Consider the following 19678-nt stretch of genomic DNA (forward strand, 5'->3'; position numbering starts at 1 on the left):
TTAAATTTAGTGATGCATGTGCATATTAGTTGAGTTATCATCACTCATATTTTGCATCATCATATTCATATGCATCTCACCCATATTTTGCATCATCTTGTGGTGATCGTGCATTGGCATATCTGCTGGCATGTTCATTGGCATATTCATATGCATACCCATCTCACCGTTTTCAGCCTTGTAGCCAGTTATGGTAGGATCAACCATGCCAAATATCATTGCGACGTGTGCGACGATCAAGGCAAATATGAGTAGGCAAAAGTGAAGCTTTAGCTTTGCCTTTTCGCTTGCGTTTTTGTAGATCAAATTTAGCTCTAAAAGCGCGATGCCAAGAAGTGGTATGACGCTGATGAGATATGAGTAGACAGCGATGACATCGGCATATCCACGCCATTTTATACTTGGATAAATTTTTGCCATAAAATAGATCACAAGAGCTGTAAAATAGACCCCAAGCACTATGCCAGCAAATTTGCCAACAGCCTTAAAGCCAGCATTTTTGCCGCTATCCATGTGATACATAGTGAGAAACTCCATCGCCACTAAAAGCTCCGTAAGCCCCACAGGTATCACCATGAAGAGGATTAGATTGTAAGGTTGATTGAGCGATAAAAGCTCCATGTAGTGTGTCATTACCATTGTAAATCCTTTGTAAAAAATTTAAAGAAGCTTACTACCAAATTGCTAATAATCATAAAATATCAAGATAACAAATTGAAGCGGATGTTAAATTTACTCCTAGCTCGAGTAAGAGCAAATTTAACCATTTTAGTCTTTAAACTCGTGTGAGATGACTGGGGAGAATTCCTCCCAGTGAAGCTTAGTTTTAAAAGTTGGCATCTTGCTTTGATAAGGCTCTTTTTTAAGCGCAGCAACCGCAACGCTATCGCCTTGTGGCTTGGCTGGTGCCTCTAGGCTTAAAACAGCTCTTTCAAGCTCGATGAAGTCTTTTAAAATGATCGCATATGAGCGGAAGAAATTTGCATTTTTATGAGCCAAAAGTAGCGAGCCAAACTCATCTATAAATAAATTTAAAGTTTCATTAAAGAGCTTGTCGCTGATATTTTTTGCGCCATTAAATTCATCACTTAAAAATGTCGCCATCGCTAAAAATATAAATCCAACGTAGTCCTCGCTATCCTTGCAAAGCTCCTTATCACGCCTATATGGGCTAAGCTTTAGGCAGTGTATCACCCTAAGTCTAGCCGCGCCGTTATCTCTGCCCTCTTCATAAAATGAGGCGCTTAAAGGGATATTTGTAAAGCCAAAAAGAACGTCATTTTGCTCATTTACAAGCTCTTTAAAGCTAAATTCTTTTAAATTTGCAAATGCCTCCGCGCTTTGCTCGCTCAAAGGATTTTGCGCTAGGTAGCTTAGCTGCTCTCTCCACCTTGCAAATTTCTCATCGCTCGTGTGAAAAAATAGCGGATAAGCTAAAAATTCGTAAAAATATGCCCTTGCTTTTGTGATGTTTTTATCCATTTAGCAGATCCTCTCTCATCGCGTTTAGTTGGGCTTGCACCATGATCTTTGCCTTGCAGTCGGCACAGCAGTAAAGAGCTTTTATCTTGGCTCTGTCGTTGCCAAAACGTGGCTGCATGATCGCTGCGATCTTCTCGACCGCCTTTTTAGTCGCAAACTCTTTTCCGCACTCCACGCAAGCAAATAGCTCATCATGCGCAAGCTCGCTATAAACGAAGCTCTCAGGCTTAAGTGCTAGCTTGCCAACCTCAAGCGAGATGGTGTTTTTCTCAGCGCAGCTTAGCTCGCAGTAGCCACAGGCGGTGCAGACGCTTGGGTTAAATAAAATCGAATTTGTCTTCTTATCAGCCACCAAAGCACTTACGTTACAAGCGCCGACACAGCTAAGGCAGAGTGTGCAGGTATCGGCATTTATCTTAACCTCGCCATATCTTATCATCTCGCCACTTTTTACCACGCCAAGATCGTTCTCACCCACGATAAACTCAAGCCTTTTGGCAAAAATTTCTCTCTTTGGCAGCGCGTATTCGTTTATTGAGTGCTGAGAGCCAGCTATTAGTTTTGCTTTTTTAAGCGCGATTTCAAGCTCAGCCTTGTCTTTTGCGTGGTATATCGCTTGCTCTTTAAATTTAAGCTCATAAATTTGATTTAAGATGCTAATGGCGTCCTTTTCGCCCTTGCCAAGGCTCTTGCTATATAAAATCACACTTGCGCCACTTTCTTGAAGAAGCGTCAAAAAGTGCGTTTGGCTTAGTAGATGTGGGGCTAGGATGACAAAAGGTAGGACATTTTGTGGTAGGCTCACGTTAAGCTCTTCTAAATTTATCTCCTCAGATACGATGAGAGCGGTCTTATCTTTGTAAAGCTTAGCGATAGTGGCAAATGAGCTTTGTGGCATGAGCGTGTAGTCGAGCGCGCCGCTAGGGCAGACGCTGATGCAGTTTCCGCAGTTTGTGCAGTCTATTGCTGAAAAGATAAGGTGCTTTGTCTCGTCCTCTTTTAAGATAGCAACCGTTGGGCAAACCTCGGCGCAACGACCGCAAATTTCAGTCCTGCGCTCGTGATACTGGCAGATTGAAGAGTCGTATTGCGTAAAGCTTTTGTATCTAAATTTTGGGCTTTTTGCATTTAAAATTTCAAGCACTTTTTCATCTTTTAGTCCTGAAATTTCGTAGCAGCCGCTTTGCTTTAGCATATAGTCCCTTGCGTTTTCAACTAAGAAAAAGTCGCAATCAACCTCAAATTCATCATTTGTTCTAAGCACCAAAACGCTTAGCTCGCCAGCTGCGCCATATATAAATTTAACCTCAAAGTGCGTGAGCTCGATCACTTTGTAGCCATTTTCTTTTAGTAAATTTCCTAGCTCTTCGCGGCCTGAGTTGCTTACTATGACAACATTTTTGCCGATCTCTTTTTCGTAATCCACATCCTTTGCCATGTCAAAGGCGCTAGCTCTTGCCTCGTAGAGCAAAAGTGTGTTTTTGGCTTTTTCTAAGACGCTTGCGGTGGTATTTTTAAGGTAGAAATTTATCTCAGGTGCGATGATGTTTGCTTTTAGTTTTGGAGAGTTTGAGACTAGATAGTCGCCATTTTCGTTGTTGATCTCTATCTGCTCATTTAGCATCAAAGTATCGTCAAAATCGTTATAAAAGCCAAATTCTTTCATTGTTTCTCCTATTATCAAAAACGGGCTTATTCTAATATTAATGGGATTAATAGACTCTGAAATTTATATCCTTCTTTTTGCTCTAAGTTTTAATTTATAATATTTTTATGTTAAAATCACGCCTTGGTAAAACTAACTTACTAGGAGCGCAAATTGAACGATTTAAGAAATATCCCACAAGTTGATAAGATCATAAAAAGTGAAGCATTTTTGGGGCTTGATACGAGTTTAGTCACTATGCTTGCAAGGCAAATTTTAGATGAGGTTAGGGCTAAAATTTTAAATGAAAATGCAAGTTTTAGCGGCGAAGAGATAATAAATTTGATCCTAGATGAGTACTATAAATTTAATGAAGCAAGCCTTCAAAGGGTGCTAAATTTAACTGGCGTCACCATACATACAAACCTCGCTAGAAGCGTTATCGATAAAGAAATTTTAAAGCGGGCAACACCTGTTATCACAGGATATTCTAACCTTGAATACAACCTAAAAACAGGCAGCCGCGGCAACAGATACGACTACGTTGGCTCGCTAATAGCAAGAGCATTTGGTTTTGAGGACGCCATCGTTGTAAATAACAACGCAAGCGCTGTATTTTTGGTGCTAAACACCTTTGCAAAGGGCAGAGAAGTGGTCGTTAGTAGAGGCGAGCTAGTCGAGATCGGCGGTAGTTTTAGAGTGCCAGAAGTGATGGCAAATGCAGGTTGTATCTTAAAAGAGGTCGGCACTACAAATAAAACCAGGCTAAGAGACTACGAAGAGGCGATAAGTGGTGAAACAGCGATGCTTGTGAAGGTTCATAGATCAAATTTTGACATCGTTGGCTTTAGCGAAGAGACCACGGCAAATGAGCTAAGCGAGCTAGCAAGCAGGCGAAATTTGATAGATTATTTTGATCTTGGCAGTGGATTTTACGGAAATTTACCATTTAATCTTGACAAAAACGAGCCAGATCTAAAGAATTTAAAAGATGTTTCGCTAGTTAGCTTTAGTGGCGACAAGCTGCTTGGTGCGGTGCAGTGCGGCATAATTGTCGGCAAAAAAGAGCTCATCGCAAAGCTTAGGAAAAACCAGCTTTTAAGGATGCTTCGCGTCGATAAAGTGATCATCTCGCTTTTGGCTGAGAGCATGAAAGCCTATCTAAATAAAGAATTTGAGCTAATCACCACGCAAAAACTGCTTCACAAAAGCGTAAAAGAGCTTGAAAGCTTGGCAAATTTTATAAATAAAAGCCTAAAAACTCCGCTTGAGATAGTGCGCACACAAACCTTTGTGGGAGGTGGGGCGATGCCAAATAAAAAGATCCCAAGCGTGGCACTTGCGCTCAGCGGTGACGCAAATTTAAACGAGCTAAAATTTAGGCAAAAAAGGGTGATCGGGCGCATAGAAAATGACAAATTTATGCTAGATCTCAGGTCGCTTCTTGATGAGGATGTAGAGACGCTAATAAAAATAATAAATGAAACGGAAGAAAAATGAGTTTAATAATAGGAACAGCAGGGCATATCGACCACGGAAAAACCGCGCTTATAAAGGAGCTAAACGGCTTTGAGGGGGACAATCTTGAAGAGGAGAAAAAGCGTGGTATAACGATCGATCTAAGCTTTTCAAATTTAAGCAAAAATGATGAAAATATCGCGTTTATCGACGTGCCAGGACATGAAAATCTCATAAAAACGATGATAAGTGGCGCGTATGGCTTTGACGCGTGCTTGTTTGTGGTGGCGGCAAATGACGGACTTATGCCCCAAAGCTTGGAGCACCTTGAAATTTTAAATCTCCTTGGCGTGAAATCTATAATCGTAGCGCTTACAAAGTGTGATCTAGTAGATGAGGCCACCATAAATTTAAGAAAACAAGAGATAAGAGATGAAATTTCTAAATTTAAAAACCTGCAAATTTTAGAAATTTTTGCCGTTAGCATAAAGGATAAGGCGAGCATCGATGAGCTTAGAAACTACCTCTTTACGCTAAGAGCCAAAAAGCGCGATGAGGAGGGTGTTTTTAGATACTACATCGATAGGGTTTTTAGTCTAAAAGGTATCGGAAATGTCGTAACTGGCACCGTTATAGAGGGAAGCGTTAGTAAAAATGAGAAGCTTTTTAACTACGACGCTGGCAAAGAGGTGCTAGTAAGAAGCGTGCAAAGCCACGATAAATTCGTTGATAGCGCCGGAGTTAGCAGCCGCGTGGCGCTTAATCTAACTGGCATAGAGCTTAGTGAGCTAAAAAAGGGTCAGCTACTTAGCAAAAAGGGCTTTTTTAGGGGATTTAGAGAGGTTGATGCGGTCGTAACTGCTAAGAATTTGATACATTCACAAAGCGTAACTTTTTGCGTGGGCGCTAAAAATGTGCCCGCAAAGGTGCTAATACTAAGCCAAAAAGATGATAGCTACTTTGTGAGCTTTAAATTTCAAAGCGATATGTTTTTGAAATTTGACGAGGCCTTTGTGCTTATCTCAGATGCGCGCGTGATAGGTGGCGGCAGAGTGCTAAACCCTGTGCTTGAGCCACTAAAAAAGGCTGGCAAAATTCTCTTTTTAGCTGCACTTTTAAAGCGTGATTTTGTTGAAGCTTTTTCTATCTTAAAAGAGGCTCACAAAAATGGCTTTGGCATCATCTCTTCTTATCAAAGATTTGGTCTAAATCACGAAGAAGCCATAGCCGTGGCCAAAAAAGTCTCAAACGTCTTTGTCGATGAAAAGGCTTTAAATATCTACGATCTAAGCGCGGTTGAGCGGATAAAATCAGCCATTAAATTTATGATAGAAAAGAATGAATTTGCTGTCTTTTCAGCTCAAAGTATCAGCCTAAAACTTGCTTGGGCTAGCCAAAATTTAGCCCAAAAAGCGCTTGACGAGCTTGAAAGTGCAAATTTGATCGCCAAAGATAGCGGTGTATATACCAAAAAAGGCGTTGATCTTAGCAAGCTAAAAGTAAGGCTTGAAGAGAAAATTTATGAAATTTTAGAAAGTGGCAAGCTAGCCCCAACAGCGCCATATAATATATATGATGATCTAGAGATCGATAGGGTTAGTGGCGACAATGCCCTTAAAAAACTTACTGCAATGGGCAGGGTCATAAGGCTGGAGCATAACCTTTTTATCACTAGAAATTCACTAAAAATGGCACTTGATAAGCTAAGAGAGATCATAAAAAATCAAGGCTTTGTAAATGTCACAAATGCCAAGGATGCGCTAAATTTAAGTAGAAAATATGTAATCGCCTACCTTGAGCAGCTCGATCTTGAGAGTGACATAATGAAGCAAGGAAATGATAGGGTTTTTCGCAGTTAGTATTCATTTACAAAAAGCAAATATAATCCGCCAAATTTTTAAAAAGGATAAAAATGAAAAAAGTGATCTTAGCCTCAGTCATTGCGGCAACTAGCCTAATGGCAGCAAGCGATAAGCAAATAGAGGACTTCTACTCTCAAATGGTTGATAGCAGCGTAAAAGTAAAGGTAGCCGATCGTCACAAAGTGGCAGGCGACATCGAAGCTGTCGTGGTAAAACTAAGCAAAGATGGCAACTCACAAGATGAGATCGTTTTTACAAAAGGTGACTTCATCTTCCCAGACGTGATCGATCTAAAAGAGCAAAAATCATACCTCGCTGAAGTGAAAAAAGAGGTCATCGCAAAGGGAATTTCTAAAATTTATAAAGATGAAGACAAGGCAAACATCATCGTTCTTGGTAGCGACCCTAAAAAGCCAACTATCATAATGTTTTCAGATCCTGAGTGCCCATACTGCAGGGCTGAACTAGCAAAGATCGAGACAACGCTAAAAGATAACAACGTTGAGATCGTCCTAACTCCAGTCCATGACATCTCATCACTTCAAAAAAGCTCACTAATCTACAAAGATGCAAAATCTGCTAAGAGTGACAGCGATAAGGTTAAAATTTTAAGAAAATACTACGCTGAAGACTACAATGTAGATGATAAGAGCGTTAGCAAAGATGATGTCGCAAAGATCGATAATCTGCGCAAAAAATACTTTGCAGCTGGCGTTAGATCAGTGCCATTTATCGTAAATAAAAGCGATCTAAAATAACATTTTCTAGGGAGCTCTCCCTAGAATTTCTATCACAAATAAATTTCATAAATTTAAAGTATATTTAACTATATTTTTAATAAATACTTAACATTCTTAATTAAACTTTTATATTTACTTTGCTTAACTTAGAAATATGCTAAATTTACATAGTTTAACTTTATGGCGCTAAAATGCCCTAAAATAGGCTATTTGCGATATTTTAGAAATTCTAAATATGCAAATTTTACATATTATTGAACCAAATTTCTCAAAAATTTTGAGGCATAAGGAGGAAAAATGCAAGGATCAAGAAGAGATTTTCTCAAAAAATCTCTAAAAGTCGGTGCTGCCAGCGGAGTACTCGCAGTCTCAGCCGTAGCAAAAGTGACTAGCGATGACTTGGCTCCTGATGACAATGGCGTTGTCGTAGGCAAGTCTAACAAAAAAGAGGTGCTTTATAAAAAAAGCAAGAACTGGGAAACCTACTATAAAATCGCATACTAAGGGAGATAACCATGAGTGATGCACGTATAGGAAGACGTTCATTTTTAAAGCTAGCCGCACTAGGTGCTGGCACCACAATGGCTTTTGGACAAAATGATACGATAAGACACGCTAGCGCAGAGGAGATAAAAGATCCTTTCCCTGGCTCAAAAAAGGTTAGAACTATTTGTTCTATATGCTCAGCAGGCTGTGGTATCGAGGCTGAGGTACAAGATGGTGTTTGGGTTCGCCAAGATATGGCGATGTTTCACCCGATATCTCAAGGCTCACACTGCTCAAAAGGTATCGATCAGATCGACCTTACACACAGCAAACAACGCATCAAATATCCTATGAAAAAGGTTGATGGCAAATGGCAGAGAATTTCATGGGATCAAGCTGTAAATGAGATCGGCGATAAGATGCTTCAGATCCGCAAAGAAGATGGTCCTGATAGCGTTATATTCTTAGGATCTGCGAAATTTAACAACGAGCAAGCATATTACTTTAGAAAATTTGCTGCGTTTTGGGGCACAAACAGCAACGACCACGTAGCAAGAATTTGACATAGCGCAACAGTCGCCGGTGTGGCGAATACTTGGGGTTATGGCGCGATGACAAACCACTTTGGAGATATGGCTGCAAATTCAAAATGTATATTTATAATAGGTGCAAACCCAGCTGTGGCAAATCCAGTTGGCGGTATGAAGCACACTTTGCAAGCAAAAGATAGAAACAACGCAAAGGTGATCGTAGCTGATCCAAACTTTACAAAATCAGCCGCACACGCTGATCTATACCTAAGACAAAGATCAGGCACTGATATAGCGCTTGTTTATGGACTTATCCACATTATCTTAAAAAATGGTTGGGAAGATAAAGAATTTATAAAAAATAGAACTTACGGCATCGACGAGATAGCAAAAGAGGCTGAGCACTGGACACCAGAGGTCACATCTGACGTTACAGGCGTGCCAGTTGATAAGCTGATAGAGGCTGCAAATATCCTAGCTCACACAAAACCAGGCACAGTGATCTGGGCACTTGGTATCACACAGCACTCAGTTGGTAGCTCAAATACGAGAATTTTACCTATACTTCAACTAATCCTAGGCAACATGGGCAAACCAGGTGGTGGCTGTAACATCATCCGTGGTCACGACAATGTTCAAGGCTCAACCGATATGTGTAACCTCTCAGATAGCTTGCCGATGTATTACGGACTAACTGACGCATCTTGGAAGTACTACTGCCAAGGCTGGGGTGTTGATTATGACGAGTTTATCAAACGCTTTGCAGTCTCAACTAAAGAGCCAAAACAAGGCGGCACACCAGTTAAAAATACTGTTTTTGAAGAGTATTATTACCACGATCCTAAAAATCCAGAGGATAGAAACTGGAGAAATGAAAAAGGCTGGTCACTTTCAAAATGGTGGCAAGGCGTCTTAAAAGAGGAAAATACATTTAGCAGTGGCGCATTAAGAGTTCTTTGGGTTCAAGGAACTGGCCTTACATCTATGGCACACCTAGCTAAAATCCAAGAAGCAGCTTCAAAACTAGATATGATCGTAGTTGCTGAGCCATTTGTAAATGAAATTTCTATCCTTTCAGATAGAAAAGATGGCGTTTATATCTTACCAGTGGCAACTGCCTTTGAAAACGAAGGTCACCTAAACGCTACAAACCGCTCAGGTCAGTGGAGAACGAAAGTCGTTGATCCACTTTATGAGAGCAAGGGCGATCACGAAGTTATGTTTGCATTTGCTAAGAAATTTGGCTTCTACGATGAATACGTAAAAGGCATGAAGATGGCTGTCGTAGATAGAGAGCTAAAACAAGTAAAAGATGACTTTGTATGGCCAGATGATGCGACAAACGAGATAGCAAGGGTTGGAAATTCTATCGGTTATGGCGGCAGAACTGCTGAGATGTTTAGACGTCACCAAGCAAACTGGGATAAATTTGACCCAGATACGCTAATAGGTCTTGGTGGCGAGGTAAAAGGCGAGTACTACGGCAAGCCATGGCCAGCATGGGATGAAAAACACCCTGGCACACCGATACTTTATGATATGAGCAAGCCTTATGCTGAGGGTGGCTCTGGCTTTAGAAACCGCTTTGGCTTAGAGCATAACGGCGTTAGTCAGCTAGCTAGCGAAGAGAGCACGCTTGTTGGCTCAGCTATAAAAGGTGGCTACCCACAAATCACAAAAGATAATATAGAAAAAGTCCTAGGCATCACCCTAACAGAAGAAGAGAGGGCTAAGATAGGACCAAGCTGGAGCATGGACTACAGCGGTATCATCTTAGAAAAATGCCGTGAAAAAGGCGTCGTGCCGTATGGTAATGCAAGGGCTAGGGCTATCGTTTGGGAATTTCTTGATCCTATCCCAAAACATAGAGAGCCTATCCACTCACCACGCTGGGATCTTGTCCAAAAGTATCCGACATTTGATGATCAAGCTAGAAATTTCCGTGTTTCTACTAAATTTAAGTCAGAGCAACAAGCAAAAGACTGGTCAAAAGAGTTTCCTATCGTATTTAGCACGCAACGCGTCGTAAATTTAAGTGGTGCGGGAATGATAGAAAGAACTAGTAAATACCTCTCAGCTATCACGCCTGAGATGTTTGCTAACGTTCACCCTGAGCTTGCTTTAAAATACGACATAAAAGATCGCGATATGATGTGGATCCACAGCCCACAAGGCACGAAGATCAAAGTAAGATGCTATCACAGCTATATGGTAACTCCAGATAGAATTTGTATGCCTTACAACTTCGCTGGTGTTATGCAAGGTGTCGATCTCTCAGCTCGCTACCCAGAGGGCACTAAGCCTTATGTTATTGGCGAGAGCTTTAACACAGTTACTAACTACGGATTTGACCCTGTTACTCAAATTTCAGAATTTAATGCAGGTCTTTGCCGCATAGAAAAAGCTGAAGAGAATACCTTTAAAACATCGTTTTATCACGAGTATGGCGAGAGAGACGCCTTAGGTAAAGAGTAAGGAGAGAAAAATGGCAAGAATGAAATTTTTTGTAGATACTAATAGATGTATCAGCTGCTATGGATGTCAAGTCGCTTGCTCTTCTGCTCACGAGCTTCCAGTAGGAATTTATAGAAGAAAGGTTATCACACTTCACGATGGTATCGAGGGCAAAGAGGTTTCAACCACTATCGCGTGCCAGCACTGCACCGACGCGCCTTGTGAGCAAGTTTGTCCGGTTGATTGCTTCTATATTAGAGCTGATGGTATCGTGCTTCACGATAAAAACAAGTGTATAGGCTGTGGATACTGCTTATATGCTTGTCCATTTGGTGCGCCGCAGTTCCCTAAAGACGGGGCATTTGGCGTAAAAGGCGTAATGGATAAATGTACTATGTGTGCAGGCGGTCCAGAGCCAACTAACTCACACGAGGAGAGAGAGCTTTACGGTCAAAACAGAATGGCTGAGGGCAAAGTGCCTATGTGTGCGGCTATCTGTGCTACAAACGCACTTTTAGTTGGCGACGCTGCTGAGGTTTCAAATGTATATCGCAAACGCGTTATGCTAAGAAATACAGGACTAAACGTATAACACTAAGGAGGGCGCTTGCTCTCCTTTTAAATTTATAAAATTTAAATTATCTTTATGATTTTTATAATCTAAAATTTCATCAATAATTTTTCTTATCTATTAAAATTAGCAAAAATATATAACTTTTTTATCTCGATATGAAATTTTGATCTACTCTTTTAAAGCCCTAAATTTACGTAAAGTTGATTATTAGATTGTAAAAAATATTATTTGTGCTTTCAATTTACATTCTTTTATGATAATCGTTTTTATTTTAATCAAAGTAAAGCCTTGGTAATATTTCGCTTTAAAATAATCTCACAGGTGGTTTAATTAATGAATAAATTTTTTAAATTTATGCTTATCATGCTACTGCCAGTTTGGCTGATGGCAAAAAATGACGACTACACACAAGTCGCAGCTCAGATAAAAGAGTCATTACAAAAAGTAATAACAGAGTATAGAGCTGGCAACGTCGAGCAAGCAGTTAGCGATACTCAAAATGCTTATTTTGGTCTGTTTGAAGATGTCGAAGCTGGCATCAGAATAAATTTAGGTCAGAAAAAAGCTTACTCTATGGAGAAGCAGTTTGGCGAGATCAGAAAGGCGATAAAAGCTGGCGAAGCACCAGATGATGTGCAAAAAAGAATAGATCAGATAAATAGCGAAATCGCTGAAGTTTTGCCAGTTATTTTAAATGGACATAAGCTTGTTGGCGAGTACTCAGACACCCCAGCACAAGCTGCTGCAAGTGGCTATGATACTTCTAAATTTATCCCTGAGTGGAAGGTGGCATTTGAAAATTTATCAGCTACTTTGGATAAAGCCATAGCAAGCTACGAGGGCGATAAACAAGATGATGCTAAAAATTCTGTCCAAGATGCTAAATTTAATGATTATAGAAACACTCAACTTGAAATCGCCGTTCGCCAATATATAGAAAATGGCAAAAGCATAGATGCTGACATCCAAAGAAAGATGGGTGAAGCGATCAGTGGCATCACAAATGGCATAACAAAAGATGATTTTAAAACAAAACTAGAAGAGATCAAAAAACTAGCTTATGATGCCGTTGCAAAACTCCCAGCTGAAACAGTAAAACTAGCAAAAGTTGATATGAGTAGCGCAGCATCTAGCGATAGCAGCGAAGATAGCGGCACAGACTACACTCAAACTGTTAAAAACATAAATGACAAAATTCAAGCAGCCATCGCGCTTTACAAAGGTGGCAATAGCGCTAAAGCTATGGGCGATATCCAAGACATCTACTTTGATGAGTTTGAAGGTAGCGGCATGGAGAACAAAGTAGGTGCGATAGATGTAAATTTAAAAACAGCTATTGAAGCTACATTTGGTAACCTTGTAGCCCTTATGAAATCAGGTGCAGACGAAAAAACACTTGAAGAGAGTGCAAGCAAGATGTCATCTCAGCTAGCAGCCGCACTTGAGAAAACTAGCGGTTCAAGCTCACCTTGGACACTATTTATCTGGGCACTAACTATCATCTTAAGAGAGGGTTTTGAAGCTCTTATCATCGTTGCAGCCGTCGTTGCATATCTTGTAAAAACTGGCAATGCAAAAGCTATGGGTAAGGTCGTATATAGCTCAGTTAGCGTGGCTGTCATCTTAAGCTTTGTTATGGCTTGGATAATGAACATCATCTTTGGCGAGGCAGCAGGTCAAAAAAGAGAGCTTATGGAAGGCATCACGATGCTTGTTGCAGTGGGACTTCTATTTTATGTTGGCTTCTGGCTTCTTTCAAATGCTGGCGCTAAAAAATGGAACGACTATATCAAATCTCACTTATCTGAGTCTATCTCAAGTGGCTCAAGCACGATGCTTTGGTGGACTGTATTTTTAGCGGTATTTAGAGAGGGCGCTGAGACAGTGCTATTTTATCAAGCGCTTATCTTTGACGCAAAAGACTCAGCTGGCTACTCAATGATCGCAGCTGGTTTTGTTGTAGGTCTTATCGTTCTTTTAATAGTCTATTTCTTATTTAAAATTTTCGCTATTAAAATTCCTATTAAGCCATTTTTTATATTTACATCAGCTATCATCTTTTACATGTCGATCGTCTTTGTTGGCAAGGGCGTTGGTGAGCTAGTTGAGGGCAAAATTTTCATCCCAACTATCATAAAAGGACTAAATTTTCCTGACTGGATGAGAGACTGGCTAGGACTTATGCCATATTACGAGAGCTTAGTACCTCAGATCATTATGGTGCTTGCCCTAATTATAGGCATCGTTATTATGAAATCAAAACAAAATAAAAACTAATCTTATTAAAAGGAGAGGAAATGAATAAAATTCTTAGTTCAGCTCTAGCACTTAGTCTAGCAGCTGGTTTTGCACTTGCTGGAGAGCACCCAATCGGCGAGCCTGTAGAGGCTAATGGCATGGAGATAGCTGCAGTTTATCTTGAGCCAATCGACATGGAGCCAAAAGGCGTTGATCTAGCTCCAAGTTTGGCTGATCTTCACTTAGAGGCTGACATCCACGCTATAAAAGGCAACAAAAACGGCTTTGGCGAAGGCGAGTGGATCCCATATCTAAAGATCAACTATGAACTAAAAAACCTTGATAATGGTAAAACTAAAAAAGGTACATTTATGCCAATGGTTGCAAGCGATGGCCCACACTACGGCGCTAACGTAAAAATGGATACAGGCGTTGGTAACTATGAGCTTAAATTCCACATCGACAATCCAGAAAAACAAGGCTTTGGTCGCCACGCTGACAAAGAGACTGGTGTTGGTAAATGGTTTGAACCTTTCACAACAACTTATAAATTTCAATGGACAGGTGGTCCTGTTAAATAATCACTTTGGGGCGTTTTCGCCCCTTTTTAAAAATTCTCATAGGGTTTAGTTATGTCAATTTACTTCTATCAGGTCTTTTTAGCCCTCCTTGGATTTACGCTTTTTGCTGCCTTAAATAACAATGGCAAAAGTTTAAAAACGATCTTTTTACCATCATTTCTTGGCGTTGTTGCTGGTGTGCTTATCTTTAAAGCTGCTCGTCATGCGCTTGTTGATGACCAGTTTAAAATTTTTATAGATTCAGTGACACTGGTTTTTCTACTAATTAGCGTTTTATGGATATTTTTCGAGCTTAAGATAGCAAAAATCGTAACATTTTTTATTTTAGGCATCGGCTTTGGCTTTGGCTATAGCTCAAGTAGCGCTTTGTTCCCACTATTTGGCGGCGAGCTGCTTGACACGCTTTCAGTCATTAGCTTCTTTTTGATGATCTTTGCGATGATCTTGATGCTGTTTTTATTTTTCTTCATTTCAAATTTAAAAGCAAGCATCCCATCATCACTAGCTAAAATTTTAGCTCTTATCACATTAGTATTTTTGCTAGTCGATAGAAGCTCGCAAACTGCACTCGAGCTTTTACGTGCAGGCGCTTTAAAGATAAGTAGCGAGTTAAATTCTCAAATTTTATCTATCAGCGCAAAAGGCATCTATGTCACAGAATTTAGTGCCTATTTTTATATAGTTGTGATCCTACTTTTATGCATCATCGCACTTTGCTTTATGCCAAAAAGTATCGATAAGAGCACGTTTGGCTCTATCAAATACCGCTTTACAAAAGCCATTAGAGAAAATGTCTTTGACAATGCAAAATTTGCATTTTGCAGCGTTTTAATAGCGCTTGGCTTTTCGCTTTATTATGACCTTTACGCATCTCGCCCACCTCAAATTTCAGAGCCAGTCTTGGTTGAGCCAGTGGGAGATAAATTTATATTTGATGTTGATATGTTAAAAGATAACGAACTTCACAGATTTGCCTACATCACAGATGAGGGCAAGCAGATAAGATTTTTCTTGCTAAACCGCTTTAGCGACCGCCCATCTCCTGTCATCGTCTTTGACTCGTGTATGATTTGTGGCGATATGGGCTATATAAAAAGAGGAAATGATCTTATTTGTATCTCTTGTAATGTTAGAATTTTCTTGCCGTCAGTTGGCAAAGAGGGCGGTTGTAACCCGATCCCTATGGCATTTACCTTCGATGGTAAAAATATCATAGTTGATTACAAAACGATCGTCGCAGGAGCAAACTACTTTAGCAAGGTTGTCGAAAAGATGGTGCTTGACCCAGTTAGTCACAAAAAGGTGAGCAATCTTGATTCAAGATCATATTTATACTATGGACGCACATATTTCTTTGAGAGCAACGAAACTCAGGCGAAATTTGAAGCAAATCCAGAAAAATATGTAGAAACAAATGGAACGTTAAAATGAAAAATATGCAACTAAGAATGATAAAAAGCTCGATCACTGGCTCAAAGGTGCAAAAGACGATGGCGTTTATCACCATCTTGCTAGCTGCTCTTTTGATAGCTTGCATGCTAAATATCACGCTAAAAATCGGCGATCAAGTGGCAAGCGAGCTTAGAGGATATGGCTCAAATATCGTCGTTTTACCACGCGGTGAGAGCCTAAGCATCGAGATCGAGGGTAAAAATTTCACCCCACTAAAATCACAAAATTTACTCCCAGAGGCTGATATCTACAAGATAAAAGAGATCTTTTGGAGAAATAATATCGTCGCTTTTGCTCCGTTTTTAGAGACAAAGGTAAAAGACGCTAAGGGCGATGAGTTTAGCTTTGAGGGGACATATTTTGATAAAAATATCGGACTAAAAGATGAGCCAGAATTTAGCACAGGCGTTAAGAGTTTGTATGGATTTTGGGGTGTTGAGGGCGCTTGGCCAAAAGATGAGAGCATGGATGAAATTTTAGTAGGAGATGAGCTTGCAAAGGCTAAAAATTTAAAAGTTGGCGACAAGCTTAGCCTTGTAGGCAAAAACGGCACAAAAGAGGTTAGCGTGGTTGGTATATTAAAAGGAGCAAGCGATGAGGCACATAAGCTAATAGGCTCGCTCAAACTTGCTGGCGATCTCTCAGGACACGCTGGCTCATACACAAAAGCTGAGGTCTCAGCCATGACGATCCCAGAAAATGACCTATCGCTAAAAGCAAGAAGAAATTTAGACAACCTTGATAGCGCAGAGTACGACAAATGGTACTGCTCAGCTTATGCAGGATCGATCGCATTTCAGATAGAAGAAAATTTACCAAACGTTAGCGCAAAAGCTAGCCTTCAAGTAAGCGACGCTGAGAGTAATATCGTAAAGAAAATTCAAAGCCTAATGGGTATCGTTAGTATCATCGCTCTTGTGGTCTCAGCCATCGGCATAACATCGCTAATGACAAGTGAAATTTACCGCCGTAAAAAAGAGATCGGCCTTTTAAAAGCCATTGGTGCAAGCAACTTTGAAATTTACGCCCTTTTTGCTAGCGAGAGCCTTGTGGTTGCCTTTTTTGCAGGCATAACTGGTGCATTTTTAGGATACGCGCTAAGCTACGTGATGTCTTACATTATCTTCTCTCACGGCATAGGCATAGCATGGATCGTGCTGCCAATTAGCGTGGCGTTTGCCTTGCTCATCTCAGTCGTTGGCTCGCTAATGCCAATGAGAAACGTCATAAATTTACTACCTGCGGAGGTGCTATATGACCGCAAATAGCAAATTCTTTTACAACCTTATCTACAAAAGCCTAAAAAATGGCTCATCAAGGGTTATGGTCATCGTGATCTCGATCTTGCTTGGAGCGTGCGTGTGTGCGGCATTTGTCAATGTCTATCTGGACATCGACTCAAAGGTCTCACGCGAGCTAAAAACTTATGGTGCAAATATGATCTTTGCTCCAAAAGATATGGCGACAAGTGATGATATGAGCGAAAAAACCTATAACGAAATGATCGCTAAAGTGCCAAAAGACAAGCTTTTAGGCGAGAGCGGTTATCTCTTTGCTCAGGCAAATATCGGTCCGACAAATGCCATCGTCATGGGGACAAAATTTAGCAATCTAAAAAAGGTTAAGCCGTTTTTAGATGTTAGAGATGGAACTATGATAAATGTTGATTTTGACGATAAAAACGTGCTAATAGGCGTCGATCTTGCTCGTCAAGCTGGCTTTAAAGCAGGCGATGATATAGAAATTCGTGCCATTGGCTCAAATGAGAGCATAAATGTAAAGATAAAAGGCGTAGTGGCAAGTGGCGACAAAGAGGATGCTCTTTTGATCACATCGCTATCTTTGGCTCAGAAAATTTCAAATAAAGCTGGCAAAATAAACTATGCTGAAGCTGTTGTGCTTGGTAACTTTGACGAGATAACATCGCTTGCAAAGACTATAAGCAATGATGAAATAGCTGCAAAACCAGTGGCAAAGGTCTCAAAGTCTGAGGGCTATATCTTAGAAAAGATCAAACTTTTAATGGCTCTTGTTAGCCTTGTTATTTTGCTCATTACTTCAATGTGCGTAAACACAACGCTTAGTGCTATCTTGCTCTCTCGCTCAAAGGAGATCGCGCTTCTTAGAGCCATAGGCGCAAGCAAAAAAGACGTGCTAAGGCTATTTGGCTTTGAAACATTTGTGACAGCGCTCATCTCAGCGTTAGTCGGAGCGTTTTTAGGTTATCTACTAGCTCAAATTTTAGGTTATGCGATATTTGATTCTAGTATTGATTTTAGAATTTTAAGCATCCCAGTAGCTGTGGTCATATCACTTCTTTTTGCAGCGATCGCAGCGTTTTACCCGATTAAGCGGGCACTTAATAACAAAATGGCAGATACACTAAGAGGAGAATGATATGCAAAATGCACTAGAACTTAAAAATATTTGTAAAATTTTTGGCGATGTAAAAGCACTTGATGATATAAGTTTTGAGGTTAAAAAGGGCGAGTGGGTCAGCGTCATGGGACCAAGCGGTAGTGGTAAGAGTACGCTTGTAAATATCCTTTCTCTAATGGATACTCCAAGTAGCGGCGTTTATATGCTTGGCGGCGATGATGCGAGCAACCTAAATGCCGATGATACGCTTAAATTTAGACGTGAAAAGATCGGACTTGTCTTTCAGCAGTTTCACCTAGTGCCATATCTTAGCGCGCTTGAAAACGTGATGATAGCGCAGTATTATCACAGCTCAGTCGATGAAGAGGACGCTAAAAAGGCGCTTGAGGCAGTTGGTCTCTCTCACAGGCTAACACACAGACCAAGTCAGCTAAGTGGTGGTGAGCAACAACGCCTTTGTATCGCGCGCTCGCTCATAAACGACCCTGAAATTTTAATAGCAGATGAGCCAACTGGTAACCTTGACGAGGCAAATGAGAGGATCATACTTGATCTATTTTGTAAGCTAAGAAAAGAGGGCAAGACGATACTTCTAGTCACTCACAACCCAGATCTAGGCGAGTATGGCGATAAGATCGTTTATCTAAGACACGGCAAACTAGAGAAGATCCGCACTATCGAAAATCCAAAGGTGCCAAATGCGATATAAAATTTTACTTTTGTGTCTAGTTTCAGCCCTAGTTTTGGGCTGCGTCAAGCAGTATGAGAAACACCACATCACGCTAAATGACTCAAGTGGCATCGATACGCAGTTTTTCCCAACCGAAAAGCGCCTAAAGATCGGCGATAAGCCATATATGCTCTTTTTCTTTGGCACGGACTGCGGAGTGTGCAAGGCTGCGATCCCTGATCTAAAAGCGCTTGAAAAAGAGTATGGCAAAGAGGTTCAGTTTATTGGCATTTTAGGACCTAGCAAGGGCTTTGATAAGGATATCGAAATCTTAAAAGAGCACAACATCACCTTTAAAACTACAAGCGACAAGGTCTCGGTTGATTACTTTAGCAAGGCAGTTGGTGGTGTCATGGGCGTGCCAGTTATCTATTTTTTTGATAAAGATGGTAAGATGCGATCAAAATTTATCGGTCTTACACCAAAAAGTGTGCTTGAAGGTGCTATAAGATCGCTCTTATAGGAGTGAAGATGAGAAATTTCTTTTTATTTGTTCTAGCGGTATTTTTTGTCGGATGTGCTAGCAGTACGCCAAATATCTCGGTAAAAACGAGCGATCCAATATTTTTTACGCTTGGTGAAGCAAACAAAAGCGTATATGTAAATTTTAAAAATAGCGCGACCGGACAAGATGTAAATGCTGAAATTTTAAGCGAATTTGCAAAGGCTGGCTTTAGAAATGAGCCAAATATCAAAAATGCCGACTTCATCATCCTTGGCGACGTGCAAAGCTTTTCTAGAACAACCAAAAGAGATCCTAGATTTTCAATGGGCATGGGATATGGCTTTGGCAGGCCAAGTTTTGGCTTTGGCTACTCGATGTTTTTCCCGTTTGATTATGATGACTATGATGACGACTTTAGCACAAACAGCTATGCTTACTACATGCAAGTAAGCGTGCTAGTGCGCCCAAAAGATGGCGGTGAGAAAGCGACAAATATCTCGCTCATGCAAGCTGGTAATGTCTATTCGCCAAGCTACATCTGGCCATTTTTCAAAGAGCGCCTAGCAAAACAGATCGTTAGCTTTTTCTATAACGTCTCACAAAGGTAGAGAAATTTAGCGAA

General features: G+C 40.5%; 17 protein-coding genes and 1 pseudogene. 15 read left to right on the forward strand and 3 right to left on the reverse strand.

Features of this window, described 5'->3' with window-relative positions:
* Positions 1 to 6: 6 nt before the first annotated feature.
* The 3 genes from CYO89_RS04220 to CYO89_RS04230 form a co-directional block, all read right to left on the reverse strand.
* Positions 7 to 639, reverse strand: coding sequence for a DUF6803 family protein (locus CYO89_RS04220; protein ID WP_103597249.1), 633 nt, complete (start codon positions 637 to 639; stop codon positions 7 to 9).
* 129 nt (positions 640 to 768) lie between these two features.
* Positions 769 to 1482, reverse strand: coding sequence for a TorD/DmsD family molecular chaperone (locus CYO89_RS04225; RefSeq protein WP_103597250.1), 714 nt, complete (start codon positions 1480 to 1482; stop codon positions 769 to 771).
* Positions 1475 to 3148, reverse strand: coding sequence for a 4Fe-4S binding protein (locus CYO89_RS04230; protein ID WP_103597251.1), 1674 nt, complete (start codon positions 3146 to 3148; stop codon positions 1475 to 1477). The genes CYO89_RS04225 and CYO89_RS04230 overlap by 8 nt, the downstream gene beginning before the upstream one ends.
* 153 nt (positions 3149 to 3301) lie before the next feature.
* On the opposite strand from CYO89_RS04230, the gene selA reads away from it, so the two are divergent.
* The 15 genes and pseudogenes from selA (at position 3302) to CYO89_RS04305 (ending at position 19664) form a co-directional block, all read left to right on the forward strand.
* On the forward strand, positions 3302 to 4627 hold the full coding sequence (gene selA, locus CYO89_RS04235) for an L-seryl-tRNA(Sec) selenium transferase (RefSeq protein WP_103597252.1): 1326 nt from the start codon (positions 3302 to 3304) through the stop codon (positions 4625 to 4627).
* Positions 4624 to 6444, forward strand: coding sequence for a selenocysteine-specific translation elongation factor (gene selB, locus CYO89_RS04240; protein WP_103597253.1), 1821 nt, complete (start codon positions 4624 to 4626; stop codon positions 6442 to 6444). The genes selA and selB overlap by 4 nt, the downstream gene beginning before the upstream one ends.
* 53 nt (positions 6445 to 6497) lie before the next feature.
* Complete coding sequence (locus tag CYO89_RS04245; RefSeq protein WP_103597254.1) at positions 6498 to 7205, forward strand: thioredoxin domain-containing protein; 708 nt, start codon at positions 6498 to 6500, stop codon at positions 7203 to 7205.
* Between the two features lie 279 nt (positions 7206 to 7484).
* The gene (locus CYO89_RS04250; RefSeq protein ID WP_004317725.1) at positions 7485 to 7691 is read left to right on the forward strand and encodes a twin-arginine translocation signal domain-containing protein; all 207 of its coding nucleotides are present in this window, start codon (positions 7485 to 7487) and stop codon (positions 7689 to 7691) included.
* 77 nt (positions 7692 to 7768) lie between these two features.
* Positions 7769 to 7963: pseudogene (locus CYO89_RS10565) on the forward strand (hypothetical protein); the annotation flags it as partial.
* A gap of 48 nt (positions 7964 to 8011) precedes the next feature.
* Complete coding sequence (locus CYO89_RS04260; protein WP_258032529.1) at positions 8012 to 10678, forward strand: formate dehydrogenase subunit alpha; 2667 nt, start codon at positions 8012 to 8014, stop codon at positions 10676 to 10678.
* Positions 10679 to 10688: 10 nt separating this feature from the next.
* A complete protein-coding gene (gene fdh3B / locus CYO89_RS04265; RefSeq protein WP_103597256.1) occupies positions 10689 to 11249 on the forward strand; it encodes a formate dehydrogenase FDH3 subunit beta in 561 nt (186 codons plus the stop codon).
* A 315-nt stretch (positions 11250 to 11564) separates the two neighbouring features.
* Positions 11565 to 13508, forward strand: a complete 1944-nt coding sequence (locus CYO89_RS04270) for an FTR1 family iron permease (protein ID WP_103597257.1) — start codon at positions 11565 to 11567, stop codon at positions 13506 to 13508.
* Positions 13509 to 13528: 20 nt separating this feature from the next.
* Complete coding sequence (locus CYO89_RS04275; RefSeq protein ID WP_004317727.1) at positions 13529 to 14050, forward strand: iron transporter; 522 nt, start codon at positions 13529 to 13531, stop codon at positions 14048 to 14050.
* 51 nt (positions 14051 to 14101) lie between these two features.
* Positions 14102 to 15481, forward strand: a complete 1380-nt coding sequence (locus CYO89_RS04280) for a Fe-S-containing protein (protein ID WP_103597258.1) — start codon at positions 14102 to 14104, stop codon at positions 15479 to 15481.
* The gene (locus CYO89_RS04285; RefSeq protein ID WP_009294899.1) at positions 15478 to 16770 is read left to right on the forward strand and encodes an ABC transporter permease; all 1293 of its coding nucleotides are present in this window, start codon (positions 15478 to 15480) and stop codon (positions 16768 to 16770) included. Before CYO89_RS04280 ends, CYO89_RS04285 begins: the two co-directional genes overlap by 4 nt.
* Complete coding sequence (locus CYO89_RS04290; protein WP_103597259.1) at positions 16757 to 17899, forward strand: ABC transporter permease; 1143 nt, start codon at positions 16757 to 16759, stop codon at positions 17897 to 17899. The genes CYO89_RS04285 and CYO89_RS04290 overlap by 14 nt, the downstream gene beginning before the upstream one ends.
* A 1-nt stretch (position 17900) precedes the next feature.
* Positions 17901 to 18590, forward strand: a complete 690-nt coding sequence (locus CYO89_RS04295; RefSeq protein WP_004317741.1) for an ABC transporter ATP-binding protein — start codon at positions 17901 to 17903, stop codon at positions 18588 to 18590.
* The gene (locus tag CYO89_RS04300; RefSeq protein ID WP_103597260.1) at positions 18580 to 19074 is read left to right on the forward strand and encodes a TlpA family protein disulfide reductase; all 495 of its coding nucleotides are present in this window, start codon (positions 18580 to 18582) and stop codon (positions 19072 to 19074) included. The genes CYO89_RS04295 and CYO89_RS04300 overlap by 11 nt, the downstream gene beginning before the upstream one ends.
* Positions 19075 to 19082: 8 nt before the next feature.
* A complete protein-coding gene (locus tag CYO89_RS04305; RefSeq protein ID WP_009294895.1) occupies positions 19083 to 19664 on the forward strand; it encodes a hypothetical protein in 582 nt (193 codons plus the stop codon).
* The last annotated feature ends 14 nt before the right edge of the window (positions 19665 to 19678 follow it).

Origin of the sequence: Campylobacter concisus, assembly GCF_002913765.1 — a bacterium.
GTDB classification, from domain to species: domain Bacteria; phylum Campylobacterota; class Campylobacteria; order Campylobacterales; family Campylobacteraceae; genus Campylobacter_A; species Campylobacter_A concisus_BB.